The following is a 26,427-nucleotide window of genomic DNA, read 5'->3' on the forward strand; positions in this document are numbered from 1 at the left end:
CCGGTTACCAGTTGCCGGAGGCGCCGCCGCCGCCGAAACCACCGCCGCCGCCTCCGCCGAAGCCGCCGCCTCCACCGCCACCGAAGTCGTCCCGGTCGCGTCCCCATTCGCCGCCCAGGCCTCCGCCAAGGCCGCCAATCGTGCCCGGGCCCCAGCCGCGGTTGCCCATCACCACGCGCGAGCCGGGTCGGCCGGGCAGGCTGCCGGTCACGCGCCCGCCCGAGCGCATGGCCGCGCTCAGCACGAAGAACACGATGATCGCCAGCGGAAACAGCACCGGCAGCCAATCGCCGATGCCGCCACCGGATTGCTGACGCTTCGCCCGCTCAGCCGGCGGCAGGCTCTCTTGCGCAATGACGGTCTGGATGGCGGAGATACCCGCCGACAGCCCGCCGTAAAAATCGCCCTGGCGGAAGTGCGGCGCCATCACGTCCTGCAGGACACGCTTTGATTGCGCGTCCGTCAGCGCCCCTTCCAGCCCGCGCCCGACCTCGATACGCATCTTGCGCAGTGACGCCGGGTTGTCCTTCGCGATGAGGATGATCGCGCCGTCGTCCACGCCATTGCGGCCCGCCTTCCACGCATCGGCCACGCGGATGCCGTACGCCTCGATGGGTTCCGGCGCGGTGGACGGCACCATCAGCACGAAGATCTGACTGCCACGCTGCTGTTCGTAATCGGCCAGCACCTGTTCGAGCGCGCTTCTCTGCTCGGCGCTGAGCGTGCCGGTCAGGTCGGTCACGCGCGCAGCCAGCGGCGGCACGGCCACCATGTCGCTTTGCGCGTGCGCAGGCAGCGCAGTGGCCAGCCACAGGGCCGCAGTCAGCAGGAAGGCAAAGAAGCCACGCACGCGCATCGACATGATCGTCAGCTCGTCAGAATTTCACCGCCGGGGCGGTAGAGATACCTTTCTCGTTCTCGACCGTGAAGTTCGGCTTGACCTGGTAGCCCATTACCTTGGCCGTCAGGTTGGTCGGGAAGCTACGGGCCAGCACGTTGTACTCCTGCACCGATTTGATGTAACGCTGGCGGGCCACCGTAATGCGGTTCTCGGTGCCTTCCAGCTGCGATTGCAGATCGCGGAACGACTGGTCAGCCTTGAGCTGCGGATAGTTCTCCGACACCGCCATCAGGCGCGACAGCGCGCTCGAAAGCTCGCCCTGCACCTGCTGGAATTTCTGGAACGCCGCCGGATCATTCAGCACCTCCGGCGTGATCTGGAAGCTGGTGGCTGCGGCGCGCGCCTTGGTCACCGCTTCCAGCGTGTCCTTCTCGTGCGAGGCATAGCCCTTGACCGTATTCACCAGGTTCGGAATCAGGTCCGCACGACGCTGGTATTGGTTGACGACCTCGGCCCAGGCGGCCTTGGTGGCTTCGTCCTTTGCCTGGAAATCGTTGTAGCCGCATGCAGACAGGAACGGCGCAGCCAGCACGGCCAGCGACAGCGCAAGCCAGCGCAGTACCGAAAAACGCGTCGAACGGAAGGTCAGGGCAGGGGTCATGAAGTCCTCTAGATCTGAATCTGAAAAGAATGTGGCATGAGACCGACATCGTCGCATGTCGTTTCAGCGCACTTTAGCTTATGCGCTTGACGCTCCAGTCACACATCAGTACGGTATGGGGACTTTTTTGACAATTTCCATGCGCGCGATTTCCTCTTCCTCGTCGATCTGCTCGGCACCGGCATTCAGCCTGTCGGTCGTGTCGACGCTCGCGCGCGCCAAAAAAGCCACCAAACAGCCGCTCGTCTGACCGGAGCGCTGTTCCGTCAGATGGGCGACGGAACAGCGGTTGACCGATACGTTAGACACGGTTGCCTCTCACCCGCATCTCGCGGGCCTGCATTCCCGAAGCGCTTCTGATGGTTCTTGACCGGTCGTTGATTCGTCCAGGAGTGTTGTCGTGCTTGAAATTTCATCCACCAATCTGTCGAACCACGAACGTCCGTCGTATGCGGGCATCTGGGTGCCCATCGTGACGCCGTTTGCCGATGACGCGGCGCGGTCCGTCGACTACGGCGCGCTGTATACATTAGTCGCGCGGTACCGCGCGTTGGGCGTCGCCGGCTTTGTTCCGTGCAGCAGCACCGGCGAGGCCATTGCGCTCTTCGAGCAGGAACAGGCTGACGTGCTGGATACGGTACGTGCCGCCGCCGGTGGCCTGCCGGTGATGATGGGATTGCCCGGCAGCATATTGACGCCGGTGCGCGAGCGCATGCTGCGGTTGGCCGAGCACCGCCCCACGGCGTTCCTGGTGTCTGCGCCTTCCTACATTCGCCCGTCGCAAGACGGGATCATCGAATACTTCACCGCATTGGCCGACGCCTCGCCTGTGCCGGTGCTGCTGTATGACATTCCGTATCGCACCGGCGCGAACATCGACACCGAAACGCTGCTTGCGCTGGCGGCGCATCCCAACATCCATGGCATCAAGGATTGCGGTGGCGATGCAGACAAGACGCAGCGCGTGATTGCCGATGGGCGGTTGCAGGTGCTGGCGGGGGAGGACGCGCAGGTGTTCGGCACGCTATGCGCGGGCGGCGTGGGGGCGATCATTGCTGCCGCGCATGTCCGCACGGAGCTGTTTGTTGAGATGGAAAAGGCGGTGCAAGAGCAGCGGTTGAACGACGCGCGACGGTTGCATCATGCGCTCGCGCCGGTGATTCGGTTGCTGTTTGCTGAGACGAATCCGGGGCCCTTGAAGGCTTGGCTTGCCGCCGAGGGGCTGATTCGGAATGTGTTGCGGGCGCCGATGATGATGGCTTCTGAAGGTTTGGGGCGGGAGTTGGTGGGGGTGGTTGGGCGGGTTTGAGTTTTTTGTTGGTGGTCCATCCCCTTTTCGTACCCTGCCGGGCACGACCTACTTTTCTTTGGCAAGACAAAGAAAGTGAGTCAGCCCCGGCAGGGGATGAAACAAGGGATGCACCACCAAGACTCATCCCAAGAAAGCAAAAACTCAAACAGCCTTAAACGCTTTCCGAGCCGCCTCAAACGTAGCGTCCAAAATCGCGTCATCATGCGTGGAAGACACAAATCCGGCCTCAAACGCAGACGGCGCCAGATAAACACCCTGATCCAGCATCGCGTGGAAGAACGCATTGAAGCGCCCAACATCGCTCTTGGTCACTTCAGCAAAGCTCGTCGGCACGCCCTCGCGGAAGTAGATGCCAAACATGCCGCCCACGCTGTCGGCGGCAAACGGCACACCAACCTCACGCGCGATTTCCGCCAGCCCGTCTACCAGCTTGCGTGTCTGCGTCGCCAGTCGGTCATGGAAGCCATCCGCAGCAATCAGCCGCAGCGTGGTCAGCCCAGCTGCCACGGCCAGCGGATTGCCCGACAACGTTCCTGCCTGGTAGACGCTGCCCAGCGGTGCCAGGAACCCCATGATGTCGCGGCGGCCACCAAACGCCGCGGCTGGCATGCCGCCGCCAATCACCTTGCCCAGGCACGTCAGGTCCGGCTTGATCCCGTACAGCGCCTGCGCGCAGCCGAGCGCCACGCGGAAGCCCGTCATCACCTCGTCAAAGATCAGCACGGCCCCGTGCTCGGTACACAGCGCGCGCATGGCCTGGTGGAATTCGTTGCTGCCACGCACGAGGTTCATGTTCCCAGCCACCGGCTCGACGATCACGGCGGCGATTTCCCTGCCGTGGCGGGCAAATGCTTCGCGCAGCGCGGTGACGTCGTTGTACGGCAGCACCATCGTGTGCTTGACCACGTCTTCCGGCACGCCCGCCGAAGAGGGCGCGTTCTGCGTCGTATCGGCAAACGTCAACAGGCCCGAACCGGCCTTCACAAGCAGGCTGTCGGCATGACCGTGGTAGCAGCCTTCAAACTTGATGATCAGGTCGCGCCCGGTAAAGCCGCGCGCCAGGCGCAGCGCGCTCATGGTTGCCTCGGTGCCTGACGACACCAGCCGCACCTGCTCGATCGACGGCACGAGCTTGCAGATTTCCTCGGCCATGACGACTTCAGCCTCGGTTGGTGCGCCGAACGAGAAGCTGTCGGCCGCCACTTCCTGCACGGCGCGGACGACATCCGCATGCGCGTGGCCAACGATCATCGGGCCCCAGGAGCCCACGTAGTCGATGTAGCGGGTGCCGTCGGCGTCCCACAGGTACGGGCCGGCTGCCTTGGCAATGAAGCGCGGCGTGCCACCCACCGAGCGGAAGGCGCGTACCGGGGAGTTCACCCCGCCGGGGATGGTCTTCTGGGCACGTTCAAACAGGGCAGCGCTGCGGGAGGAAGTCGACATGGAGGGGTTTGGAAGAGAGCGTAGCGCCGAGCAGAGCGGCGCTACGGCACGGTTTAAAGGCTGTTCGAGGTGATTATGTGGTGGTTTGCCGCAGATCCGGGTTGGATACAGTCAAACACCGTGTCTGCCCGGCGCGTGTTCTGGCGCACCCGGGCGCGATTCGGTACCATCTGGCCTGCCATTTTAATAGACGGAACCCACCGAAGCTTTGCCCTATGGAACAACAGATTGAATACAAGACGTGGATGTGCCTGATTTGCGGCTGGATCTACGACGAAGAACAAGGCGCCCCGGACGACGGCATTGCGCCCGGCACGAAGTGGGAAGACGTGCCCATCAACTGGACGTGCCCCGAGTGTGGCGCGCGCAAGGAAGACTTTGAAATGGTGCAGATCTGATCCGGATCTGACCTGTCTCCCGTCAGCAAGTGAGCGTTTGCCCTCTTGCTGACAGCCAAGTATCAGGAAGTGACGGTTCGATGAAATAGGCTCGTCGCTTCCATGCCACAAGCGCTCGGCGGACGGCCGGCGCCATTGACGGCGAATAGGTGACTTGTCACACTTCGTCAAATTCTGAGCTTCACACTTCATAAGCGGGCCGGGGGGCGTAGTTTTGAAGTCGTCGCCAGCGTGGGCCCTTTCCGTTTGGAGGGTACGCTGCGGGGCGATTTGCCGCGATCCATCCGGTCAGAATGTCGTGGCGACCCGTGGTCGCGCACTGCGAGAACATGATGCAATCCGCGCGGGTGGAACAACTGGCTGACTCTCAACCGCTGGCGAACTCTCCGCTGGCGCATTCCCTGACAGGCTGCAAGGTGCTGGTAATCGACGATTCCAGCACCATCCGCCGTACCGCGCAGATTTTCCTCACCCAGGCCGGGTGCCAGGTCATGCTGGCCGAAGACGGCTTCGACGCACTGGCCAAGGTGGGTGACCTGAAGCCCGATCTCGTGTTCTGCGACATCCTGATGCCGAATCTCGACGGCTACCAGACCTGCTCGCTGATCAAGAAAAGCCCAAAGTTTCATGCCACGCCTGTGATCATGCTGTCTTCGCGCGACGGAATTTTCGACCGTGCGCGAGGCAAGTCGGTCGGGGCGGTGGACCACCTTGCCAAGCCGTTCTCGAAGGAAGCGCTGCTGGAGGCGGTCCAGACGCATTTGCCGGTGGCGCCAGCTGCCGCGCAGTGATGGCATCTCTCTTAACGAAGGACTGTTTGTATGGCAATCAAGAAAGTGTTGGTGGTCGACGATTCTCCGACCGAAGCGCTGCATCTGTCGGAGATCCTCGGCAAGAACGGTTTCAAGGTGACGGTCGCTGCCGATAGCGAGCAGGCCATGACCAAGCTCGAAGCGGAAACCTTCGACCTGATCCTGATGGACGTGGTGATGCCGGGCCAGAACGGCTACCAGGCGACCCGCGCCATCAAGAAGGACGAGCGCTTCCAGGGTATCCCCGTAATCATGTGCACGACCAAGGGTCTGGAGACCGACCGTGTGTGGGGCATGCGCCAGGGCGCATCGGACTACATCGTCAAGCCGGTCAAGGCCGAAGAGTTGCTCGAGAAGATCGCCAAGCTGGCGCAGTAAACCTGCGGCAGTTGGCCAATCGTTATCCAACCGCGCGCAACGCCTGACATGGCGTACAGCACAGGACATGAGCCAGACGTGAACGAACAGCGCACCAACCTGACCTCCCGCCAGCGCCTGCATGAATACCAGGCGATGCTGGCCCGCCGCCTCCAAGAGGCGCGCGCCAAGTCGTCGACGGAAGGCTTTCTGGGCGTGCAGATCGGCGAGCACCACTGGCTTCTATCGCTGACCGAAACCGGCGAGGTGCTGGACTACCAGCCGCCCGCACGCGTGCCGCTCACGCAGCCGTGGTACCTCGGTCTCGTGAACGCGCGCGGCAACCTTCTGGGCGTGATCGATTTCGGCCTGTTCTGCGGTGAAGCGCCGACGGGCAGCGGCAGCGGCGCCAAGATCGTGGTGCTGTCCAAAGACCCGCAGCGGGCGTGCGCAATCGTTGTGCCACGCGTGGCGGGGCTGCGCAGCCTGAGCGATCTGCAGCCCGCGGAAGCCTCCGTGGAAGAGGGCCGTCCCTGGTTGGGCCGCGCCTGGCGCGACGCGCAGGGCACGCAGTGGCGCGAACTGGATGTGCGGCAGCTTCTAGCCGATCCGGCGTTCCTGCAGGTCGGCCGCAGCCGCACATAAAGCAATTGGGCAATCAGGCCGTAGAGCCGTAGACCAAACAAGAAAGATTGAGCACGCCGCAACGGGAGCGGGGTGTGCAGGGGCAAGAGGCGGTGCGTGGCGCACAACAGGGCGCGCCAGATGCATCCAGGCACTGCCGAAGGTGCGTACCACGCCGGATGGAACAAGGCGCGGACGCGGACGGGAAATCCATGCGGCTGATCTCGCAGAACGAGACGGCAGCATTGACAAGAAAAGAGGGTCCTATGGGGTTCAAGTGGTTCAACGCAGGTCGCCGTGCCGCAGAGGCAGGGGCGCCGGAGGTTGCAGTGGAGGGCGCGTCGGCGGCTTCCGTGCAGTTGGCGCAGTTGGACAATGCGCCCCATACGGATGACGACAATCCCGCTGGCCCGCCCACGCAACTGGGCCGCTCGCCCATGGATGCCGTGGTCGGCTGGATGGAGCGCGTGCCGTTTGCCGCGCAGCAGCGCGTCTTCACGATCGGCCTGGTGGTCGGTCTGCTGGCCCTGCTGATCTCGGTGTACCTGGATAATCGCCAGGCCAACAACGGTTCGGTGCAGATTGAAATTGCCGGTGACACGCTGATGCACTCGCAGCGTCTGGCCAAGGCAGTGCCGGTGGCACTGCTGGGTAACACCAACGCATTCGCCCAGCTCAAGGAAAGCCGCGCACGCCTGCAGGAGAACCTCGAGGCGTTGAAGAACGGCAGCTCCGAGCGCGGCGTGCGTGCCTCGGGTGGCGAGGCCGAAGCGCTGCTCGACAAGTCGATCGAAGAGTGGAAGCGCAGCGACAAGAGCGCCCAGGCCATCTTGGCGCAGGAAAAGACGCTGGTGGCGGTGGGTAAGACGCTGAACGTGTTCAACGCGTCGAACCCCGAACTGCTGGAAGAAGCCGAGCAGATCTCGTCAATGAAGCTGCAGACCAACGCGCCGGCCCGTGAAGTGGCCGCCTCGTCGCAGCTGGTGATGTTGACGCAGCGTCTGGGTAAGAACATGAACGAGTTCCTGGCCGGCGAAGGCGTGAACCCGGAAACGGCGTTCCTGCTCGGTAAGGACACGAACACCTTCCGCGAAACCCTGAACGGCCTGCTCAACGGCTCGGAAGCGCTGCGCCTGTCGGCCGCCACCGATGCCGAGACGAAGGGCTATCTGCAAGAGCTGTCGACCCGCTTCGACAACGTGCAGAAGACCACGCAGATCATTCTTGAAAACCTGCCGGGCCTGATTGCCGCAAAGCGCGCCCAGCAGCAGATCTTCAACGACAACGAAAAGCTGCGTGCCGACCTGTCGGACCTGCAGTCTGCCTATGCCGGCAGCGTGCGTAGCCGTCCGGTGACGCTCGGTGCGGTGGTGCTGTCGGCCATCCTGACCGTGGTCTGCCTGGCTGGCCTGGCCGCCCTGTACCTGCGCGATTCGCGCGTGCGTACGATGGAAGCAGAAGCCCGTCAGCGCGAAGCTGAAGAGCGCCGGATGGTGGAAAAGCGCAACAACGATTCCACCCAGGCCGCAATTCTGCGTCTGATGAACGAACTGCAGGACATTGCAGACGGTGACTTGACCAAGCAGGCCACCGTGTCGGAAGACATTACCGGCGCCATTGCCGACTCGGTGAACTACACCGTGGAAGAACTGCGCGAGCTGGTCGGCCGGGTGCAGCAGACGGCCGAGCAAGTGACGCAGGCATCGTCGGCGGTGCAGACCACGTCGGAAAGCCTGGTGGCCGCATCGGAAGAACAATCGCGCCAGATTCGCCAGACCGGCCAGTCGGTGGTGGAGATGGCAGACCGCATTACGCAGGTCTCGCGCGGCGCAGCTGAATCGGCCAACGTTGCGCGCGCCTCGCTGGCTGCTGCAGAGCAAGGTCAGCAGGCCGTGCAGAACGCCATCACGGGCATGAACGACATCCGTGACCAGATTCAGGAAACCTCGAAGCGGATCAAGCGCCTGGGCGAATCGTCGCAGGAGATTGGTGAAATCGTTGAGCTGATCTCGGACATTACCGAGCAGACCAACGTGCTGGCACTGAACGCTGCCATCCAGGCGGCGTCCGCTGGTGAAGCCGGTCGCGGCTTCTCGGTGGTGGCAGAGGAAGTGCAGCGCCTGGCAGAACGTTCGGCCGAGGCAGCCAAGCAGATCGGTGCGCTGATCCGCACGATTCAGACCGACACGCAAGACGCGGTGCACGCAATGGAGCGCAGCACGGCGGGCGTGGTGGAAGGGGCGAAGCTGTCCGATAACGCCGGTGCCGCACTGGTGGAGATCGGCCGGGTGTCGCGCCAGCTTGCCGAACTGATTGAGAGCATTTCGCAGACGACGTCGCACGAAGCGACGCTGGCTTCGGACGTTGCGCAGAACATCGAACAGATCCTGCACATCACGGAACAGACGTCGACGGGTACGCGCCAGACCGCACAGTCGGTGCGCCAGCTCACGCAGCTTGCTGAAGAACTGCGTGACTCGGTGGCGCGGTTCCGCATCGCCTGATCTCGTCACCACTGGATTTCGGGCGGGAGCGCCGAAGGGGCCACCCCGGGGCAATCGCGGCAACCGCCACCTGCTTTTTGGAAGCACACATGCGTCATCAATCTGCCGCCGAGCCTGCCCAGTCCCATCCTGTCTCGCTTGAGGCGATCGGGGCCCCTGCGGTTCGTCCGAAAGCTGCCGTGCCCGCGCGTGACCTCTCCGCGCTGGCGTGGGTCGCGCCCAACATGCGCGCTGCGCTGGACGATGCAGTGCGCGAGTTCGGCGAATACGCGGCCGAGGTCATCGCCAATCCGGAAGTCATCGGTGCGCGCGATACGACCTCGCTGCGTCTAGCTGGCCAGTATCTGCACCAGGCTGCCGGCGCGCTGCTGATCGTCGGCCTGCGTGGTGTCGACGTGTATTGCCAGGCCGCCAAGCGCCTGCTCGAAGCCGTTGATGCCGGCACCGTAGCCGCCGACGCGCAGACGTTGGACGTGTTCTCGCGCGCCGTGCAGGCCCTCCAGGAATACGTGGCCGACCTGATGGCCGGGATGGCGGAAGAGCCGCTGCGCCTGTTCCAACCGTATCAAGCCGTGCTCGCCCGTCTGGGCGAAGAGCGTATCCACCCGGCTGACCTGTGGGCCGATGAACTGCGCCACCTGCCGGCGCTGCTGCTGCCCTCGCGCGATCTGCCGGGGCTGGCACGCCTGCGCCGCAAGTTCGAACTCGCGTTGCTGACCGCGCTGCGGGCACCGGCATCCAACGCCGATGGTGCGCAGGTGGATCCGTCCGCCGCCGCTGCAGCCTACGCTCCGCTGGAAGAGTTGCTGCATGGCATTCGCGCGCTCGAGCGCGAGCCGCGCCGCACCGGAGACGATCTGCAGCGTGATCTGTGGCTGGTGCTTGCCCTGACCTTTGGCGCTTTGCGTGCCGGCCTGGTGCCGGCCGACATGACCGCCAAGCGCTTGGCGGCACGCGTCAACCTGCTGCTGCGCCAGTACTCGCACAACAACGTCCACCTGCCGCAAGGCCTGCTGACCGACGCGCTTTACCTGCTGGCCGGTATGGCCTATGGCAACGCGCCCGTAATACCGGTGGGCGACGACACGCTCGGCCCGGACATCGTGGCCTGTGTTGATGCCTTTGCGATTCCGCCCACGCACGCACCGGCTGGCGCACTGCATACGCGCCAGTATTACGCGCTGCTGCCGACGGACACCAGCGACACGCTGCAACGCGTTGGCCGTTCGCTCGAAGCGCTCAGTCAACAACCGGCACCCGCTGCGGACGAACTCGACGCTGCACTGCAGACGCTTGCGCTGCATGCCGATGCGCTCGGCCAGCCGGCCCTGTCTGACCTGTCGAACCGACTGACCGAAGCTGCCGGGCAGGACGTTGCACCCACGCTGCAATTCCTCTCGCGCATGCTGGCACGCCCGTGGGCTGTGCATGGCGAATCCGGCGACTTGCGCAGCGCGTGGTTTGCTGCCCGCTGCAGCGAACTGGCCGAACGCACCCGCGCCACACAAGACGGTCACGCCGTGCCGGCACCCGCATGGCTCACGCTGCTGGCCGAAGAAGCCGCACAACGCCGCGCGCGCACCGAGCAGGTTCGCACGCTGCAAACGCAGTTGGCCTCTGCCGAAACGCACCTCGATGCGTTCGAGCGCGAAGGCGCAGAAAGCGGCGGCCTGCAAGAGGCTGCACGCCTGTTCGGCGAGATGCAGAGCACCTTTGCCGCACTCGACGCCTATGAGGCCGTCCACGCCACCGAAGCCGCGCAATCGACCATCAACGCGCTGCAAGCGGCGGGCGAGGGTGCCACTGCCGATCGCGAACGCTATCTGGCTGCGCTGGCCGCCAATGTCAGCGGCCTGCAGGCCCTGCTCGACGCGCTGTCTGCCGGCACAGAACTGACTGGCGGCCAGGTCGACGAGATCGTCATCGAAGGCCAGTTGACGCCGACCGAGCGCGAAACCGCATGGCGCGAGTTCGCCTTCGATGCCGAATCCGGCATGCTGAACCGCCGCGAGTCGCAATCCGAAACGCTCGCCGGCGCAGGCGTGGCCAATGCCGATGCTGCATCGCCGCTGCAATCGCTGCTTGATCGCCTGCTGGCCAAGCAGCCAGTCGACCCGACCGACCCGCTGGCCGCCGAGTTGCGTACCGCGCTGCAAGAAGCACGCGACGCCGCCGCCATCGACGACGATCCGGCTCGCCGGCGTCGCCTGGAAGAGGCGCTGGCCCAGTTCGACGCATGGCAGGTTGGCAGTGCCGGCGCGCTTGAGCGCATGCAGGCCGCATTGGCGGCACCGGCTGCCGTGCCTGCCGCAGCCGCTGCACCTGCGCCCGCTGCTGTGCGGGATACCCAATCCATCGATGCCGAACTGCTCGACATCTTCCTGTCTGAAGCCGAAGAGGTGCTGGCCGGCGTGCGTGCCGATCTGCATGGCCTACAGGCCGCTGCCGATATGGGCACGGGAGGCCTGGCTGCCGGCCCCGATCTGGACTTGCTCACGCAACTGCGCCGCGCGTTCCACACGCTCAAGGGCTCGGGCCGCATGGTTGGCCTCACGCGCTATGGTGAAGCGGCCTGGGCCATCGAGCAGGTGATGAACGTCTGGCTGGCCGAAAGCCGTGTGCCGACGCATGACCTGGTCGCGCTGCTGACGCGCGCCGAGTCTGAGCTGTCGACGTGGGCCGCCGCGATTGCGCAATCGCCGCAAGCCGATCACGCCATCGAACCGCTGGTCGCGGCCGCAGAGCGTGTGCGCCATGGCGGTCCGTTCGTGTGGCTGGAAGCCGTGCCCGAAGCGCAGGCCGCTCCCGAACACGTTGAGCCGCAAACACCTGACGCACCGGCTGCGGAACCCGCATTGCACGACACCGACGCGGTGCAGCCGATGGAGCTGGCTGCACCGGAAGCGCCCGTTGCAGAAGCCGAAGAAGCCGTCGCGCTCACATGGGATGACGAGCCCGCACTGCCCGAAGTCGAGGCGCCGATGCCCGAGGCCACCGCGCCGGTGGTCGAGCATGAGGCCGTCGAGCCGGTTGCCGAGCATGTCGAAGAGGCCTATCAGGAAACTGCCGCTGAATCGGTGCCCGCTGACGCCGACGCCAAGGTGATCCCGTTCCCGTTCGCGCAGACTGGCGAGCCGGAGGAAGTACCGCACGACGATGGCGTGAAGGAGATTGGTCCGGTCCGCATCAGCGTGGCGTTGTACAACGTCTACCTGCAGGAAGCCGACGATCTGATCCGCCGTCTGGGCGTGGATTTCTCGGAGTGGCGCCACGAAGGCCGCACGCCGCCGAGCGAGCTGGCCCTGCGCGCCGCGCACACGCTGCAAGGCAGCTCCGCCGTGGTCGAACTGGAGCCCGTGCGCCAGTTGGCTGGTGCGCTGGAACAGGTGCTGCTGAACCTGAACAGCCGCCCGGTGGCGATGCATCCGGGCGACTTCCGCCTGCTCGATCAATCCATCGAGCGCATGCGCGGCATGCTGCATCAATTCGCCGCCAGCCTCTGGCCGGAAGCTGACGAGGCGATGCGCCGCAGCCTCGACGAACTGTGCGAGCGTCTGCTCGTGCGTCCGCGCCTGCCGCTGGAGCCGGCGCCCGCGGCCTTTATCGAAGCCGAACAGGCCGAGAACGAAACCGCTGGCCTGGCCGGCGAGCCCGGGTTTGAGCCGGCGGAGATCACGCCGACGTTTGTGCCGTCGCTGGTGCCCGTGCACGAGTCGCCGGTTGCCGAGCCTGCCGTGGGTGAGCTGGTCCGCCAGGCACCGTCCGACGCGCTCGACCCGGCGCTGCTGGAAATCTTCCTGGAGGAAGCGCACGTCGCGCTGCCCGAGTTGGGCCAGCACCTGCGTGCGTGGGAAGCCGCGCCGCAGGACCGCAATGCCGCCGGCCTGTTGCTGCGTAACCTACACACCGTCAAGGGCAGTGCGCGCATGGCCGGTGCCATGACGCTGGGTCAGGCCGCGCACGAAATGGAAAGCGCCATTGAAGGCGGCCTGCGCCTGAACCGCGTGGACGACGCGCTGTTCCGCAAGCTTTACGTCTGGTTTGACCGCATTCAGGCGCACGTCGATGCACTGGGCGCAGGTAACCTGCTGCCGCTCGATGCCGGCCTTGCCGATGCTGCCGATGCGCAGCAGACGGCCGGCGACACGCAGGCATCGTCCGGCGCATCGATGCTGCCGGCTGTTGCAGTATCGACGAACGTCGATCTGACCGGCGCGCGCAGTCCCGAAGCTGAAGCCCTGGAAGTCGCCGAACGCCAGCGTGCGATGGTGCGCGTGCAGGCGCGTGCGCTTGACTCGCTCATCAACGATGCGGGTGAAGTCGGTGCCGCGCGGGCGCGTCTTGAGTCGGAAGTCGATGCACTCAAGACCTATCTGTCGGAACTGAACGACAACGTGGCGCGCTTGCGCTCGCAGGTGCGCGAGATCGAAATCCAGGCCGAAACGCAGATGGAGTCGCGCATTGCCGATGCGGCTGCACACGACGAATCGTTCGATCCGCTGGAGTTCGACCGATTTACGCGCTTGCAGGAACTCACGCGGATGATGGCCGAGTCCGTCAATGACGTGGCGACGGTGCAGCAGAACTTGTTCCGTGGTTTCGATCAGGCGTCGCTCGATCTGGAAACGCAGGCACGCCTCACGCGCGGCCTGCAGCGCAGCCTGATGCGCGCGCGCATGGTGCAGTTCGATACCGTGGCCGATCGTCTGTATCGCGTGGCCCGCCAGGCCGCGTCGGAAACCGGCAAGGAAGTCCGTCTGTTCATCAAGGGCGGTACGGTGGAACTGGATCGCAGCGTGCTGGACCGCATGGGCGGCCCGCTCGAACACATGATCCGCAACGCCGTCGCACACGGCATTGAATCCGCCGACGAGCGCCGCGCCAAGGGCAAGAATCCGGCGGGCGAGCTGACGCTGGAAGTGCAGCAGGAAGGCAACGAAGTCGTGCTGCATTTCGTCGACGACGGTGCCGGGCTGAACCTCGACCGCATTCGCGCCCGCGCACTGGAGCGCCAGCTTCTGGCGCCGGATGAGGAGGCCAGCGACGCGCGCCTCACCGAGATGATCTTCACGCCGGGCTTCTCCACGGCGGATCAGGTGTCCGAGCTGGCCGGCCGTGGCGTGGGCATGGACGTGGTGCGTGCTGAAACCGTCGCCCTGGGCGGCCGGATCTCGCTACAGACCACGCCGGAAGTCGGCACGCGTTTCACCATCCACCTGCCGCTGACAACCGCCATTACTCAGGTGCTGCTGGTGCGTGTGAGCGAGCGCGTATACGCGATTCCGTCGGGCATGATCGACCACGTGCAGCAACTGCGCCCGCAGGCGCTGGCCGAGGCGTACAACGCAGCTGCACTGCAATTGCCGACGGGTCCCGTGCCGTTCCATTACTTTGGCGTGCTGCTTGAAGAAGCGAAGTCCGTCACGGGCGGGCGCAAGTACTCGCCGGCCGTGGTGGTGCGCAACGGTGCCGAGCGCGCCGCCGTGCATGTCGACGAAGTGATCGGCAACCGCGAAGTGGTGGTCAAGCACATCGGCCCGCACCTTGCGCGTCTGGAAGGCATTGCTGGTGCGACCACGCTGGGCGACGGCGAGATCGTGCTGATCTACAACCCCGTGGTGCTCACGCAGCGCTTCGAGCGCGAAGCCGCCGCGCGTGGCCTGTCCGACCAGGAAGCGACGGGCGCCGTGGCTGAGCTGCACCGCGACGGCAGCACCGACGCCGTGCCGGGCTTGGCCACACAGCCAATCGTCATGGTGGTCGACGATTCGCTCACGGTGCGCAAGGTCACGCAGCGTCTGCTCACGCGCTCCGGTTACCAGGCCGTGCTCGCACGCGACGGTGTGGACGCGCTGCGCCAGCTGCAGGAAGTCACGCCCGACGCGATGCTCGTCGACATCGAAATGCCGCACATGGACGGCTTCGACCTTACGCGCAACGTGCGTGCGGACGAACGCATCGGCGCCACGCCGATCATCATGATCACCTCGCGTACGGCAGACAAACACCGCCGCTACGCCGCGGAGATCGGCGTGAACGTCTACCTGGGCAAGCCGTACAACGAAGAGGAATTGCTCCGGCATCTGCGCAACCTCATCGGCGAGCGGGCGCCGGCGGCCAACGCAGGCTGACGACGCGCATCGCAGAAACAACAACGGGCCGGTGTTCTACCGGCCCGTTGTCTTTGGCGCGGCGGTTTTCAGTCGTCGCCACCGGCTTTGCTGAGTGCCGCCGCTTCGGCGCCTGATGTGCGATGCGCCTTGGTGACGGCATAGCGGTCGAGCGTCGCTGCACGCGCGGCGGCATGATCGACGATGGGCAAGGGATACGTCTCGCCCAACGCGACGCCTGCTTCCTTCAGCACATTGGCCGGTGCCGTCCATGGCGCGTGGATGTACTTGTCAGGCAGCTTTGCCAGCTGCGGCAGGTACTTGCGGATGAAGCGGCCTTGCGGATCAAACTTCTCCGATTGCGTGACCGGGTTGAAGATGCGGAACCAAGGTTGTGCGTCGCACCCGCTGGAGGCGGCCCATTGCCAGCCGCCGTTGTTGGCCGCGAAGTCGAAGTCGTTGAGCACGTCGGCAAAATATTGCTCGCCGCGTCGCCAATCGATGCCAAGGTCCTTGATGAGAAAGCTCGCCGCCACCATGCGCAGGCGGTTGTGCATGTAGCCGCTCTGGAAAATTTGCAGCATGGCTGCGTCCACGAGCGGGTAACCGGTGCGTGCGGCCTTCCACGCTTCGAAGCGCGCGTCGCCGGTGTCGCCGTCCACCCAGCGGATGCGGTCGAATTCCGGATGGAACGCGGCGCCGTCGGCCAAGTCCGGGCGGTGATGCAGGATCATGAAATAGAAGTCGCGCCAGACCAGTTCTGACAGCCACGTCGCGGCGCCCCGGCTCCCTCGCAGCATGGCGGCATGTGCACGCGCTGCAAGCGTGCGGATCGACACGGTGCCAAAGCGCAGGTGCGTCGAAAGATAGCTGGGTCCGCGCACGGCGGGAAAGTCGCGGCGCGCATGGTAGTCGTCCATGCGCTCTTCAAACTCGTTGAGCAAAGCCTGGCCGCCCGACATGCCGGTGGGCAGGGCCATCTCCGACAGATTGGTGGGCGCAAAGCCCATCGCTTCCAGCGCAGGTGTGGCGTGTGCAAGCGCCTGCGGCGGCTTGGCCAGCGCACCGAAGTGCGGCTCTGTCGGATACGCCCGCAAGTCGAACGGCGTCAGCGCTGCCAACCACGCGTTCTTGTACGGTGTGAAAACGCCGTACGGTTTGCCTTGTCCGTTCAGGATTTCATCGCGCTCGAAGATCACCTGATCCTTGAAGTCGAACCAGGCGCACGGCTGCTGGGCCAGCACTTTGCGTACGGCTTCATCGCGGGCCTGCGCGGAAGGTTCTTCGTCATGGTTGGCGAAAACGGCTTCGATGTTGAGCTTGCGCGCGATCTCGGGAATCGCCCGGCGCGGGTGATCATGCACGACGATCAGGTCGCCGCCGGCCTCGCGCAACGCGCTGCGCAGTTCCTCAATGGACGCGCGGATGAACTCAATGCGGCGGTCGGCCTTGAGCCCGCGCGCAAGCAGCGCATCGAGGATGTCGCGGTCGAATGCGAACACGCAATAGACTTCGCGGCAGTGGCGCAAGGCATAATGCAGCGCCGCGTGGTCGAAGTGCCGAAGATCGCGCCGGAACCACACCAGACCACGCTGGAAGTGCGCTCCGATGTTGTACGGCTGGCGGCTTGGGGCGGTGGAGGGCATCGGATGGAATCGGTTGCTCTTTGGACCGGCCGAGCGTATCGCAAAAATCGCCCCTTTTTGTCTTGTTCACGTTGTTGTCATGGCTGATTCTTCTCGTCTTCCGCTGTATCGCATCCTGCAATCCCAGGGCTTCGGCACGCGCCGCTATTGCAAGGACCTCGTCCTCGCGGGGCTGGTCTTCATCAACGGCGTCGAGATGGAAAGCCCTGATACGCTCGTGGATACCGCTGGCTTGGTGCTGGATGTCGACGGCGAGCGCTGGGCATACCACGCCCGCGCCTATCTGATGCTCAACAAACCGGCCGGCGTGGAGTGCTCGCAAAAGCCGAAACACCATCCTAGCGTGTACACGCTGCTGCCGGTGCCGCTGCGCGAGCGGGCCGTCCAGTGCGTCGGGCGGCTCGACCAGGACACCACGGGCCTGCTGCTGCTCACCGACGACGGCCAGTTCGTTCACACCATCACCAGCCCGCGCCACCAGGTGCCCAAGGTGTACGAGATCGCCACCGCCGAGCCTGTGACCGATGCGCAGATCGCCCAGTTGTGCGCCGGCGTGCTGCTGGCTGACGAGAATGAAAACGTTGCCGCCGCTTGGGCGGAGCGCGTGGACACGCACCACCTGCGCATGGCGCTCACGCAGGGCAAATACCATCAGGTGAAACGCATGGTGGCCGCCGCCGGCAACCATGTGGACGGATTGCACCGCAGCGCCATCGGTGGGTTGTCGCTGGGCGATCTGGCACCGGGCGAGTGGCGCTGGCTGGAAGCCGCAGACCTGGAGGCGCTGAACACCACGCCCCCGCACGTTTCTGGGGCGAGTGCCTGAAGCGTCACAATGCGCCAACCCAAAAAACCTTGCGCCGAGAGCCGATTCCTCCAAATGAGAGGGGCGGCGGCCGGGGGCTTTTGGTAAACTCCCCCCCATGGCCTCGCCTGACGCACTTATCAATCTCACGAATCAGTTCCTGATCGCTATGCCCGGCATGGCGGATTCCACGTTTTCGGGCACGGTCGTGTACATGTGCGAGCACAACGAGCGCGGTGCGCTCGGGCTCGTGATTAATCGCCCCATCGACATCGACTTGGCGACGTTGTTCGACAAGATCGATCTCAAGCTCGAAATCCATCCCCTCGCAGAACAATCCGTGTACTACGGCGGCCCGGTTCAGACCGAGCGCGGCTTTGTGCTGCACGATGCCACGGGCGCGTATTCGTCGTCGCTGGCGGTGCCGGGCGGGCTGGAAATGACCACCTCCAAGGATGTGCTGGAAGCCGTCGCCCAGGGGGCCGGCCCGCACCGCTTCATCCTGACCCTCGGGTATGCCGGCTGGAGCGCCGGTCAACTGGAAGACGAAATCAGCCGCAACGGCTGGCTGACCGTCCACGCCGATCCCGAGATCATCTTCAACGTGCCTGCTGAAGAGCGGTTTGCCGCGGCGCTGAACCTGCTCGGCATCAACCCCGCCATGCTGTCGGGCGAGGCCGGGCATGCCTGAGCCCGCATCGTCGACGGGTCCAGCCACCACTTCCGTGCCCGCAGAGGGCACCTTGCTGGCATTCGATTACGGCGAAAAGCGCATCGGCGTGGCGCTGGGTAACTCGATTACGCGCTCGGCGCGTGCGCTGGAAACCATTCCCAATCGCTCGGTCGATTTCCGTTTCGCGCAGATCACGCGGCTTGTGGGCGAATGGCAGCCAGTCGGCTTCGTGGTCGGCATGCCTGTTCACCCCGATGGGGAAGAGCAGCCGATGATCAAGCTCGCCAAACGCTTCGGCAATCAATTGCACGGCCGCTATGGCCTGCCGGTTACCTGGGTGGACGAGCGTTATTCATCGATCGCCGCACAGGACGCCGGTGCCTCCGACGATGTGCTCGACGCAGAAGCCGCGCGCATCATCCTCCAACAGTTTTTCGACGAACACGCATGACATCGCAACAGATCGATGCCGAGGCGCTGTACCAGAGCCTCGTTGCACAACTGCGCACGCGGCTGGCGGACGGCCATATCTGGTCGGTGGCCGGCATTGTCAGCGGCGGCGCCTGGATCGCCAAGCGGCTGGCACATGACCTTGGCCTGCCGGAATACGGCGTCGTCAACGTTGCGATGCACCGCGACGACTACGCCAAGAAAGGCCTGCACGCCAAGGCGCAACCGACCACGTTGCCGTTCGACGTGAACGAGCGCCGCATCCTGCTGGTGGACGACGTGCTGGCCAGCGGCCGCACCATCCGCGCGGCCATCAATGAGCTGTTCGACTACGGCCGGCCAGCTGCGATTGAGCTGGCCGTGTTGGTCGACCGCGGTGAGCGCCAACTGCCCGTTGCCCCTGATTACATCGGTGAACGCATCACGCTGCCGCCCAACGAATCGCTCGTGCTGAGTGAAACCGGCGAGGGCGCTTCGGCCCGCTTCACCTTCACGCGCGAGCCCAAGGGCGCTTGAGTTCGCGCGCCGCACCGCACCCGCTTTGACCTGACCTGTACTGACCTCGTCGCCCTTCGCTTCTCATGCCTAAGACTTTCGCCAACCCGCAGCTCACGAAAAACGGCGAGCTCAAGCACCTGCTGTCGATCGAGGGGCTGTCGCGCGACATCCTCACGCACGTGCTGGACACCGCGCAGCAGTTCGTCTCCGTATCGGATTCCGACCGCGAGGTGAAGAAGGTGCCGCTGCTGCGTGGCAAGAGCGTGTTCAACCTGTTCTTCGAGAACTCCACGCGCACGCGTACCACGTTCGAGATCGCGGCCAAGCGGCTTTCGGCGGACGTGATCAACCTGAACATCAATGCGTCGTCCACCAGCAAGGGTGAGTCGCTGCTCGACACGATCAACAATCTGTCTGCGATGCAGGCCGACATGTTCGTCGTCCGGCACGCCAGTTCCGGTGCGCCGTACCTGATCGCCCAGCACGTCGCACCGCACGTGCACGTGATCAACGCGGGCGATGGTCGCCATGCGCACCCCACGCAGGGGCTGCTCGACATGTACACCATCCGCCACTACAAGAGGGATTTCTCCAACCTGACGGTGGCGATCGTCGGCGACATCCTGCACTCGCGCGTGGCGCGTTCCGACATCCATGCGTTGACGACGCTGGGCTGCGCCGAAGTGCGCGCCATTGGCCCGCGTACGCTGCTGCCGGGCGGCCTGGAGCACATGGGTGTGCGCGTCTTCCACAACATGGAAGAGGGCCTGAAAGGCGTGGATGTGGTCATCATGCTGCGCCTGCAGAACGAACGCATGAGCGGCGCGCTGTTGCCCTCGGCGCAGGAATACTTCAAGGCCTACGGCCTCACCCAGGAGCGCTTGGCACTGGCCAAGCCGGACGCCATCGTCATGCACCCCGGCCCGATGAACCGCGGTGTGGAGATCGACTCCGCCGTGGCAGACGGCGTGCAATCGGTGATCCTGAATCAGGTGACGTTCGGCATCGCCGTGCGCATGGCGGTGATGGGCATCGTGGCTGGCAACAACGACTAAGAAGACCGATGAAACTGCATATCAAAGGCGGCCGCCTGATCGACCCGGCCAACGGTATCGACGCACAACAGGACTTGTACATCGCGGCGAGCAAGGTGGTCGGTGTCGGCCACGCGCCGGCGGATTTCCATGCCAACAAGACCATCGACGCGACGGGCTTGGTTGTTTGCCCGGGCCTGATTGACCTGTCCGCCCGCCTGCGCGAGCCGGGCTTCGAATACAAGGCCACGCTCGAATCGGAAATGGCCGCGGCCATGGCCGGCGGCGTGACCTCGCTGGTGTGCCCGCCGGATACCGATCCTGTGCTAGACGAACCCGGCCTGGTCGAGATGCTCAAGTTTCGCGCGCGCAACCTGAACCAGGCGCATGTGTATCCGCTCGGTGCGCTCACTGTCGGCTTGAAGGGCTCGGTGCTGACGGAGATGGCCGAATTGACAGAGTCGGGCTGCGTTGGCTTCTCGCAGACCGATGCGCCGATGGCCGACACGCAAGTGCTGATGCGTGCGCTGCAATACGCGCAGACCTTTGGCTTCACAGTCTGGCTGCGCCCCGAAGACCCGTATCTGGGTAAGGGCGGCGTGGCCGCAAGCGGCCCGCTGGCTTCACGCCTGGGCCTCTCGGGTGTGCCTGTCATTGCCGAGACAGTGCGCCTGCATACCATCTTCGAGCTGATTCGCAGCACGGGCGCCCGTGTGCACCTGTGCCGCTTGTCATCGGCCGCGGGCATCGAGCTTGTGCGCCGTGCGAAAGCCGAAGGTTTGCCGGTCACATGCGACGTGAACGTCCACCATATCTCTCTGACCGACGTCGATATCGGCTACTTCAATTCGCAGATGCGTTTTGTGCCGCCGCTGCGCTCCGGGCGCGACCGCGACGGCATCGTGCGTGCGCTGGCCGATGGCACCATCGACGCGATCTGTTCCGACCACACGCCTGTGGATGACGACGAGAAGCTGCTGCCGTTTGCCGAGGCCACACCCGGCGCGACCGGCCTCGAAACCCTGCTGCCGCTTACGCTGCGCTGGGCCACCGAACACAAGGTCGAGCTGTCGAAGGCGCTGTCGCGCATTACCAGCGAGCCGGCTCGTGTGCTGGGCCTGCATGCAGGCTCGCTGGAAGTGGGGGCGATGGCTGATGTGTGCGTGTTCGATCCGAATGCGACCTGGAAACTTGAACCGCGCGCTCTGCGGAGCCAAGGCAAGAACTCGCCGTACCTGGGCTTCGAACTGGCTGGCCGCGTACGTGCCACGATGGTCGCTGGCCATCTTGCCTATGACGGGCATTGATCAGCGCGTGGCAAGCGCGCCCAGCGAGGTGAGCACGCCACAGCGCAAGCATGTGCTCCGCAAGCTGCGGTTGCTCGTGCATCTGGCAGAAGGCCTGATCACGTGCGCGCTGCTGTTCTGGTGGGTCAAGCTTGAGACCAAGCAGAGGCTGATTCAGCGCTGGTCGCGCAAGTTGCTCGCGCTGTTCCGTGTCTCGCTCGTTGTGCATGGCGAGCCGGTCGCGGGCAAGGATCTGGCTGGCTCCATGCTGGTGTCCAACCATGTCTCGTGGATCGACATCTATGCGATCAACAGCTGGTACCCGCCGCGCTTCGTCGCCAAATCGGAGATTCGCAGCTGGCCAATCATTGGCTGGCTGTGCGCGCAGACCGGCGTGCTGTTCGTCGAGCGCGCTCGCAAGCGCGATGCGCATCGCATCATGCACGTCATTGCTGATGCGATGCGTTCCGGCGATGTCATTTGCGTGTTTCCCGAGGGCACGACGTCTGACGGGCTGCAACTGCTGCCGTTCCACGCCAATCTGTTTCAGGCGCCTGTTAGCGCTGGCGCACCAATCCGCCCGCTGGCGCTGCGCTATCGCATTGCCGAGACGGGTGAGTTGACGACCATTCCGGCGTATATCGGCGACCTGTCGATGATGGACACGATCAACGCCATGCTGAACGGGCCACCGTTGGTGGTGGAAGTGTTCGTGGGCCCCGCCGTAGCTCCGGAGATGGACCGCCGTGGGCTGGCCGCACATAGTCACGATGCTGTTGCCGCGCTGATCGACCGCGCGGGCTAGGCCACTCGGCTATTTCTTCTTGTGCGCGAGCGGGTCCTGCGCCTGCTCGCAGTCCACCTGGATCACGTCACGCCCGGCTGGCGCCAGCGATAGCTTCGCCGCCGTCAGTTTGCCACCCCACACGCAGCCGGTATCCAGGCCCATCACATCGTCGCGCATCACCAGCCCGCGTGTGGACCAATGCCCGAACACGATGGGCGTGCCTCGCGTGCGGCGGCCCGGCACGTCGAACCACGGCATGTGGCCATCCGGAGCACCATCGGCGTCAGTCGTCTCGAACTCCATCGTCCCATCAGGCGTGCAGAAGCGTAGGCGCGTCAAGGCGTTGATGGTCAGCCGCAGCCGATCCATGCCGACGAGATCGTTACTCCACTTGTCCGGATGGTTGCCAAACGCATCGGCCAGGAAGGTTTTCCAATGTGGGCTACGCAGCTCGCGCTCCACCGCTCCGGCCAGCTCTAGTACGTCGCCCGTTGTCCACTGGGGCAGGACGCCGGCGTGCACCATCAGAAAGCTGTTTTCGAAGATGGCCAGCGGCTGGTGGCGTAGCCAGGTGATGAGTTGGTCGCTATCGGGGGCGGAGAGTATCTCGGCGATGGTGTCGCGCTTGCCGGGTCTGCGCACACCTGCCGCCACGGCCAGCAGGTGGATGTCATGGTTGCCGAGGATGGTGCGTGCGCGTCCCGCTTCGCATAGGGAAATGACCTGGCGCAGTGTGGCGAGAGAGTCGGGGCCACGGTTGATGAGGTCACCGACGAAGCGGAGCGGGGCGTTGGCGGGGAGGGCGGCCAGCAGGGTCTGGAGGGGGGAGCAGCAGCCTTGGAGGTCGCCGATGGCGTGGGGGAGGAGCACTGGAACGTGGGGATGCACGGTGGCTCTGTAAAACGGATGGTTTGTCCACGACAGAGATGTGGACGTCTCAGTTCTTACAACGTGCTACAAAATTCTCGGGGCCCGGGAAGTGTCGAGGTCGAGGGGCCAGATAGAATACGCTGCTTATTGTGATGCGTAGCAGTTCGTTTCTTGCTGCCCTTGTTGTGGAGACAACACGGATAACAGCACGCTATCGCCCATCATGGTCTGATGACAGACAGGAGTACAGAGTTTGTCCCATATCCTCGTAACTGGCGGTGCCGGGTTCATTGGCGGTAATTTCATACTGCAGTGGTTATCTGACCCGGCCGCCGAAGGCGTGGTCAATGTTGACAAGTTGACCTACGCCGGCCACAAGCAGACATTGGCATCGGTTGACGGCGATCCCCGCTATGCCTTTGTGCAGGCCGACATCTGTAATCGCACGGCGCTGGATCAAGTGTTTGCTAAATTTCAGCCGCGGATGGTAGTGCATTTCGCTGCCGAAAGCCACGTTGACCGGTCGATTCACGGACCCGCAACCTTCATTCAAACCAACCTAGTCGGAACGTTCACGTTGCTGGAGGCAACGCGCGCGTATTGGTCGGGCTTGCATGCCGATTCGCGAGCGGCGTTCCGTCTGCTTCATGTATCGACTGACGAAGTGTTCGGCTCGCTGGACCCCGGGGATCCGCCCTTCACAGAAACCACCCCGTACCGACCCAATAGCCCGTACTCGGCCTCCAAGGCGGGGTCAGACCACCTTGTGCATGCCTATCACCACACCTATGGCTTACCGGTGCTGACAACAAACTGTTCAAACGGTTATGGCCCCTACCATTTCCCCGAGAAGCTGATTCCCAAGACGATCACCAACGCTCTTGAGGGCAAGCCGCTGACCCTTTACGGCGACGGTCTCAACATTCGGGACTGGCTGTATGTTGGTGATTTGTGCGGAGCTTTGCGAGCCGTGTTGGCAAGGGGTCGCATCGGAGAGGCCTACAACGTCGGTGGTGGCAACGAGCGTACGAATCTGCAGATCATTCACGCTGTGTGCGATTTGCTCGACGAACTGAGGCCCCGGCCGGAAGGCTCATATCGAGAACAGATCTGCTTTGTTGAAGACCGTCCTGGTCATGATCGCCGTTATGCGGTGGCTGCAGATAAGATTCGCAGTGAACTTGGTTGGCAGCCGGAAGAACGGTTCGAGTCGGGGTTGCGCAAGACCGTTCAATGGTTTCTGGCGAACCAAGCTTGGGTGCATTGTGTGCTCGGCGAATTTTCCGGGAATGCGTCCCAACATGGCGCATAGCACCAGTGCTGTGCCGACGCTACTTGTTACCGGCTGTACTGGTCAGGTGGGTTTCGAGTTGCAGGCGAAGCTAGCCACTGTGGGTCGGGTCGTCGCACTGGATCATACGGCCTGCGACTTGGCGCGCCCAGATCAAGTGCGTGCGGTGGTGCGAGCACTGCGCCCCCAAGTGATCGTGAATGCGGCTGGCTACACGGATGTCGACAGAGCGGAGACGGAAGCACGGCTGGCTTTTGCCGTGAATGGCGTAGCGGTCGGCGTACTGGCCGAAGAATGCCTGGCGCTGGGCAGTCTGCTGGTGCACTACTCGACCGACTACGTCTTCGACGGGCGCAAGCCACAGCCCTACCTTGAGACTGACCCAACGACTCCACTATCCGTCTACGGTAAAAGTAAGCTGGCGGGCGAGTCGGCGATCACCGAAATTGGCGCGCGGGCGCTGGTTTTGCGTACCGGATGGGTGGCTGGAGCGCATGGCACCAATTTTGCCAAGACCATACTGGCGTTGGGTCGCACGCGGGATGGCCTAGCTGTCATTGCTGACCGTTTTGGCACGCCCACCACTGCTGAGTTGGTGGCTACCGTAACCGCTGAGTTGGTCCAGCAGTACTGGCAATTGGGGGATCGCCATGCGTTTCCTTACGGCCTTTACCACCTTGCCGCGGCAGGCGAGGCTAGCTGGCACACATACGCCTTGGAGGTGCTGACCTATGCGCAAACACACGGTGTAGTTTTGCGCACGTTGCCAGAGCAGGTCCGAGCTATTTCGGCAGCTGAGTATCCGCAGGCCGCCTCTCGCCCAACGAACGCCCGTTTAGATACCGGCAAGTTGCAGCGGGTGTTTGGCGTCGCCTTGCCTGCTTGGAGGTGGGGCATACACAGTCTGCTTGATCGAATTCTCTGAACCGTTCTTATGAGCGAGTATCATTCTGGCCGACGGCTTTTGCATAGCTTCGCGTCAACGGTAAGCAAAAATTTGACGAAATGTCGGAGTGTTTCGTTTTCGTGGGATGTCATCGCTACTGAGCGATTTGACGTAGGTTTTCGCTAACCGAGACTTTCTTTGCAACGCCGCTGCCCAACGCTGCAAGGTTACGGACGTGACGCAGTACTGTAGAGAAAGCGGGGCATGGCAATCGTGGGTCCAATGGGATTGCGCTGTTTGAGGTGTTGACATGGCAAGTTGAAATGCGTGGAAGGCGTTGATGGGTCTAAAGATTGTGCGCACGGATATCCCTGACGTTCTGATCATTGAACCTACGGTATTTCGGGACGCAAGAGGTTTCTTTTTCGAAAGCTTTAATCGACACGCTTTCTCGACAGCCGTGGGATCTGATGTCGATTTCGTACAAGACAATCACAGTCGGGGTCATCGGGGAGTACTCCGCGGCTTGCACTATCAAATTGGGCAGCCACAGGGGAAGTTGGTAAGGGCGGCCAGCGGTGCAGTCTTTGATGTTGCAGTCGATCTTCGCAGAGAGGGCCCCACATTCGGAAAGTGGGTTGGCGTCGAGCTGTCGGCAGAGAACCACCGGCAACTGTGGATTCCACCGGGATTCGCGCATGGGTTTTTGGTGTTGAGCGACGTAGCGGACCTACTGTACAAGACAACTGATTATTATGCTCCACAGCATGAGCGCTGTATTATATGGAGTGATTCAGATATCGGTATTTCTTGGCCAAATTCTGATTCTTCTTTGTTGCTTTCAGAAAAAGATCGGCGTGGCGTCTTGTTTAAAGCAGCAGAGACCTACGATTGGTAAAAATCAAGATTTGATGAGCGACTGTTAATTTGTGTTGTAAGTTTAAAATAATATAAATCCTGTTTTGCAATTGCTTTCGATATGGACGCTCTAGGAAAGGCTGTGAGGTGGCCACTGCGGTCACGGTGATGACGGATTGCAAGGGGCAAGGTCCAAGTCGTCATTCTTTACAGAGAGATCGTAGTGATCGCCGCTGATTAACCGTTTCGAAGTGCATAAGCTGCACCGGCTGTCGCGATGA

General features: G+C 63.5%; 23 protein-coding genes. 17 read left to right on the top strand and 6 right to left on the bottom strand.

What is annotated here, in order from left to right; genetic code table 11:
- Nucleotides 1-4 precede the first annotated feature (4 nt).
- The 3 genes from NKG59_RS09540 to NKG59_RS09550 form a co-directional block, all read right to left on the bottom strand.
- A complete protein-coding gene (locus NKG59_RS09540) occupies nt 5-862 on the bottom strand; it encodes a TPM domain-containing protein (protein WP_253536533.1) in 858 nt (285 codons plus the stop codon).
- A gap of 13 nt (nt 863-875) precedes the next feature.
- Nucleotides 876-1,502 carry a LemA family protein gene (locus NKG59_RS09545; RefSeq protein WP_252693360.1) on the bottom strand — a complete coding sequence of 209 codons (627 nt, stop codon included), beginning with the start codon at nt 1,500-1,502 and terminating at the stop codon, nt 876-878.
- Between the two features lie 105 nt (nt 1,503-1,607).
- Nucleotides 1,608-1,811: a hypothetical protein gene (locus NKG59_RS09550; protein ID WP_252693359.1), complete on the bottom strand. Its 204-nt coding sequence runs from the start codon at nt 1,809-1,811 to the stop codon at nt 1,608-1,610.
- Nucleotides 1,812-1,902: 91 nt separating this feature from the next.
- On the opposite strand from NKG59_RS09550, the gene NKG59_RS09555 reads away from it, so the two are divergent.
- Nucleotides 1,903-2,811 carry a 4-hydroxy-tetrahydrodipicolinate synthase family protein gene (locus tag NKG59_RS09555; protein ID WP_253536534.1) on the top strand — a complete coding sequence of 303 codons (909 nt, stop codon included), beginning with the start codon at nt 1,903-1,905 and terminating at the stop codon, nt 2,809-2,811.
- A gap of 144 nt (nt 2,812-2,955) precedes the next feature.
- Here the strand turns inward: NKG59_RS09555 and hemL are convergent, their stop codons facing one another.
- A complete protein-coding gene (gene hemL, locus NKG59_RS09560; protein WP_253536535.1) occupies nt 2,956-4,257 on the bottom strand; it encodes a glutamate-1-semialdehyde 2,1-aminomutase in 1,302 nt (433 codons plus the stop codon).
- A 215-nt stretch (nt 4,258-4,472) separates the two neighbouring features.
- On the opposite strand from hemL, the gene NKG59_RS09565 reads away from it, so the two are divergent.
- The 6 genes from NKG59_RS09565 to NKG59_RS09590 all read left to right on the top strand — a co-directional run bounded on the left by NKG59_RS09565 (nt 4,473) and on the right by NKG59_RS09590 (nt 15,083).
- Nucleotides 4,473-4,655 carry a rubredoxin gene (locus NKG59_RS09565; RefSeq protein WP_003261842.1) on the top strand — a complete coding sequence of 61 codons (183 nt, stop codon included), beginning with the start codon at nt 4,473-4,475 and terminating at the stop codon, nt 4,653-4,655.
- A 293-nt stretch (nt 4,656-4,948) separates the two neighbouring features.
- Nucleotides 4,949-5,446 (top strand): response regulator, encoded by a 498-nt coding sequence (locus tag NKG59_RS09570; RefSeq protein ID WP_045204650.1) that lies wholly within the window; start codon nt 4,949-4,951, stop codon nt 5,444-5,446.
- A 30-nt stretch (nt 5,447-5,476) separates the two neighbouring features.
- Complete coding sequence (locus tag NKG59_RS09575; RefSeq protein WP_004629647.1) at nt 5,477-5,845, top strand: response regulator; 369 nt, start codon at nt 5,477-5,479, stop codon at nt 5,843-5,845.
- Nucleotides 5,846-5,923: 78 nt separating this feature from the next.
- The gene (locus NKG59_RS09580) at nt 5,924-6,469 is read left to right on the top strand and encodes a chemotaxis protein CheW (RefSeq protein WP_045204649.1); all 546 of its coding nucleotides are present in this window, start codon (nt 5,924-5,926) and stop codon (nt 6,467-6,469) included.
- 245 nt (nt 6,470-6,714) lie between these two features.
- Nucleotides 6,715-8,952, top strand: coding sequence for a methyl-accepting chemotaxis protein (locus tag NKG59_RS09585; protein WP_045204648.1), 2,238 nt, complete (start codon nt 6,715-6,717; stop codon nt 8,950-8,952).
- A gap of 89 nt (nt 8,953-9,041) precedes the next feature.
- Nucleotides 9,042-15,083: a hybrid sensor histidine kinase/response regulator gene (locus NKG59_RS09590; RefSeq protein WP_253536536.1), complete on the top strand. Its 6,042-nt coding sequence runs from the start codon at nt 9,042-9,044 to the stop codon at nt 15,081-15,083.
- Nucleotides 15,084-15,151: 68 nt separating this feature from the next.
- Here the strand turns inward: NKG59_RS09590 and NKG59_RS09595 are convergent, their stop codons facing one another.
- The gene (locus NKG59_RS09595) at nt 15,152-16,708 is read right to left on the bottom strand and encodes a cryptochrome/photolyase family protein (protein WP_253536537.1); all 1,557 of its coding nucleotides are present in this window, start codon (nt 16,706-16,708) and stop codon (nt 15,152-15,154) included.
- 79 nt (nt 16,709-16,787) lie between these two features.
- Between NKG59_RS09595 and NKG59_RS09600 the strand changes: the two genes are divergently transcribed.
- From NKG59_RS09600 to NKG59_RS09630, 7 genes are all read left to right on the top strand, one after another.
- Nucleotides 16,788-17,534 carry a pseudouridine synthase gene (locus tag NKG59_RS09600; RefSeq protein WP_253536538.1) on the top strand — a complete coding sequence of 249 codons (747 nt, stop codon included), beginning with the start codon at nt 16,788-16,790 and terminating at the stop codon, nt 17,532-17,534.
- A 97-nt stretch (nt 17,535-17,631) separates the two neighbouring features.
- Entirely contained in the window at nt 17,632-18,204 is a 573-nt protein-coding gene (locus NKG59_RS09605) for a YqgE/AlgH family protein (protein ID WP_045204644.1), read from the top strand.
- Entirely contained in the window at nt 18,197-18,637 is a 441-nt protein-coding gene (gene ruvX, locus NKG59_RS09610; RefSeq protein ID WP_045204643.1) for a Holliday junction resolvase RuvX, read from the top strand. Before NKG59_RS09605 ends, ruvX begins: the two co-directional genes overlap by 8 nt.
- Nucleotides 18,634-19,152 (top strand): bifunctional pyr operon transcriptional regulator/uracil phosphoribosyltransferase PyrR, encoded by a 519-nt coding sequence (gene pyrR, locus NKG59_RS09615; protein ID WP_253536539.1) that lies wholly within the window; start codon nt 18,634-18,636, stop codon nt 19,150-19,152. The genes ruvX and pyrR overlap by 4 nt, the downstream gene beginning before the upstream one ends.
- Before the next feature lie 65 nt (nt 19,153-19,217).
- Entirely contained in the window at nt 19,218-20,189 is a 972-nt protein-coding gene (locus NKG59_RS09620) for an aspartate carbamoyltransferase catalytic subunit (protein ID WP_253536540.1), read from the top strand.
- A gap of 8 nt (nt 20,190-20,197) precedes the next feature.
- Nucleotides 20,198-21,475, top strand: a complete 1,278-nt coding sequence (locus NKG59_RS09625; RefSeq protein ID WP_253536541.1) for a dihydroorotase — start codon at nt 20,198-20,200, stop codon at nt 21,473-21,475.
- Nucleotides 21,462-22,259 (top strand): lysophospholipid acyltransferase family protein, encoded by a 798-nt coding sequence (locus NKG59_RS09630; protein WP_253536542.1) that lies wholly within the window; start codon nt 21,462-21,464, stop codon nt 22,257-22,259. The genes NKG59_RS09625 and NKG59_RS09630 overlap by 14 nt, the downstream gene beginning before the upstream one ends.
- Before the next feature lie 9 nt (nt 22,260-22,268).
- Here NKG59_RS09630 and NKG59_RS09635 read toward each other — a convergent pair whose 3' ends face one another.
- Nucleotides 22,269-23,111: a symmetrical bis(5'-nucleosyl)-tetraphosphatase gene (locus tag NKG59_RS09635; protein ID WP_253536543.1), complete on the bottom strand. Its 843-nt coding sequence runs from the start codon at nt 23,109-23,111 to the stop codon at nt 22,269-22,271.
- Between the two features lie 253 nt (nt 23,112-23,364).
- Here NKG59_RS09635 and rfbB point away from each other — a divergent pair, with 253 nt between their 5' ends.
- The 3 genes from rfbB to rfbC all read left to right on the top strand — a co-directional run bounded on the left by rfbB (nt 23,365) and on the right by rfbC (nt 26,186).
- On the top strand, nt 23,365-24,423 hold the full coding sequence (rfbB, locus tag NKG59_RS09640) for a dTDP-glucose 4,6-dehydratase (protein ID WP_253536544.1): 1,059 nt from the start codon (nt 23,365-23,367) through the stop codon (nt 24,421-24,423).
- Nucleotides 24,413-25,327, top strand: coding sequence for a dTDP-4-dehydrorhamnose reductase (rfbD, locus tag NKG59_RS09645; RefSeq protein WP_253536545.1), 915 nt, complete (start codon nt 24,413-24,415; stop codon nt 25,325-25,327). The genes rfbB and rfbD overlap by 11 nt, the downstream gene beginning before the upstream one ends.
- A gap of 301 nt (nt 25,328-25,628) precedes the next feature.
- A complete protein-coding gene (gene rfbC, locus NKG59_RS09650; RefSeq protein ID WP_253536546.1) occupies nt 25,629-26,186 on the top strand; it encodes a dTDP-4-dehydrorhamnose 3,5-epimerase in 558 nt (185 codons plus the stop codon).
- Nucleotides 26,187-26,427: the final 241 nt, after the last annotated feature.

The sequence above is a fragment of the Ralstonia chuxiongensis genome (assembly GCF_024158925.1).
Classification (GTDB): domain Bacteria; phylum Pseudomonadota; class Gammaproteobacteria; order Burkholderiales; family Burkholderiaceae; genus Ralstonia; species Ralstonia chuxiongensis.

What these genes read in the sequence shown, in the direction of transcription:
- NKG59_RS09630 (WP_253536542.1), top strand. Translation starts at nt 21,462, where the DNA reads ATGACGGGCATTGATCAGCGCGTGGCAAGCGCGCCCAGCGAGGTGAGC.
- NKG59_RS09540 (WP_253536533.1), bottom strand. Translation starts at nt 862, where the DNA reads ATGTCGATGCGCGTGCGTGGCTTCTTTGCCTTCCTGCTGACTGCGGCC.
- NKG59_RS09600 (WP_253536538.1), top strand. Translation starts at nt 16,788, where the DNA reads ATGGCTGATTCTTCTCGTCTTCCGCTGTATCGCATCCTGCAATCCCAG.
- NKG59_RS09590 (WP_253536536.1), top strand. Translation starts at nt 9,042, where the DNA reads ATGCGTCATCAATCTGCCGCCGAGCCTGCCCAGTCCCATCCTGTCTCG.
- pyrR (WP_253536539.1), top strand. Translation starts at nt 18,634, where the DNA reads ATGACATCGCAACAGATCGATGCCGAGGCGCTGTACCAGAGCCTCGTT.
- rfbD (WP_253536545.1), top strand. Translation starts at nt 24,413, where the DNA reads ATGGCGCATAGCACCAGTGCTGTGCCGACGCTACTTGTTACCGGCTGT.
- NKG59_RS09625 (WP_253536541.1), top strand. Translation starts at nt 20,198, where the DNA reads ATGAAACTGCATATCAAAGGCGGCCGCCTGATCGACCCGGCCAACGGT.
- NKG59_RS09575 (WP_004629647.1), top strand. Translation starts at nt 5,477, where the DNA reads ATGGCAATCAAGAAAGTGTTGGTGGTCGACGATTCTCCGACCGAAGCG.
- NKG59_RS09565 (WP_003261842.1), top strand. Translation starts at nt 4,473, where the DNA reads ATGGAACAACAGATTGAATACAAGACGTGGATGTGCCTGATTTGCGGC.
- NKG59_RS09605 (WP_045204644.1), top strand. Translation starts at nt 17,632, where the DNA reads ATGGCCTCGCCTGACGCACTTATCAATCTCACGAATCAGTTCCTGATC.
- NKG59_RS09545 (WP_252693360.1), bottom strand. Translation starts at nt 1,502, where the DNA reads ATGACCCCTGCCCTGACCTTCCGTTCGACGCGTTTTTCGGTACTGCGC.
- hemL (WP_253536535.1), bottom strand. Translation starts at nt 4,257, where the DNA reads ATGTCGACTTCCTCCCGCAGCGCTGCCCTGTTTGAACGTGCCCAGAAG.
- rfbC (WP_253536546.1), top strand. Translation starts at nt 25,629, where the DNA reads ATGGGTCTAAAGATTGTGCGCACGGATATCCCTGACGTTCTGATCATT.
- ruvX (WP_045204643.1), top strand. Translation starts at nt 18,197, where the DNA reads ATGCCTGAGCCCGCATCGTCGACGGGTCCAGCCACCACTTCCGTGCCC.
- NKG59_RS09595 (WP_253536537.1), bottom strand. Translation starts at nt 16,708, where the DNA reads ATGCCCTCCACCGCCCCAAGCCGCCAGCCGTACAACATCGGAGCGCAC.
- NKG59_RS09620 (WP_253536540.1), top strand. Translation starts at nt 19,218, where the DNA reads ATGCCTAAGACTTTCGCCAACCCGCAGCTCACGAAAAACGGCGAGCTC.
- NKG59_RS09585 (WP_045204648.1), top strand. Translation starts at nt 6,715, where the DNA reads ATGGGGTTCAAGTGGTTCAACGCAGGTCGCCGTGCCGCAGAGGCAGGG.
- NKG59_RS09570 (WP_045204650.1), top strand. Translation starts at nt 4,949, where the DNA reads ATGTCGTGGCGACCCGTGGTCGCGCACTGCGAGAACATGATGCAATCC.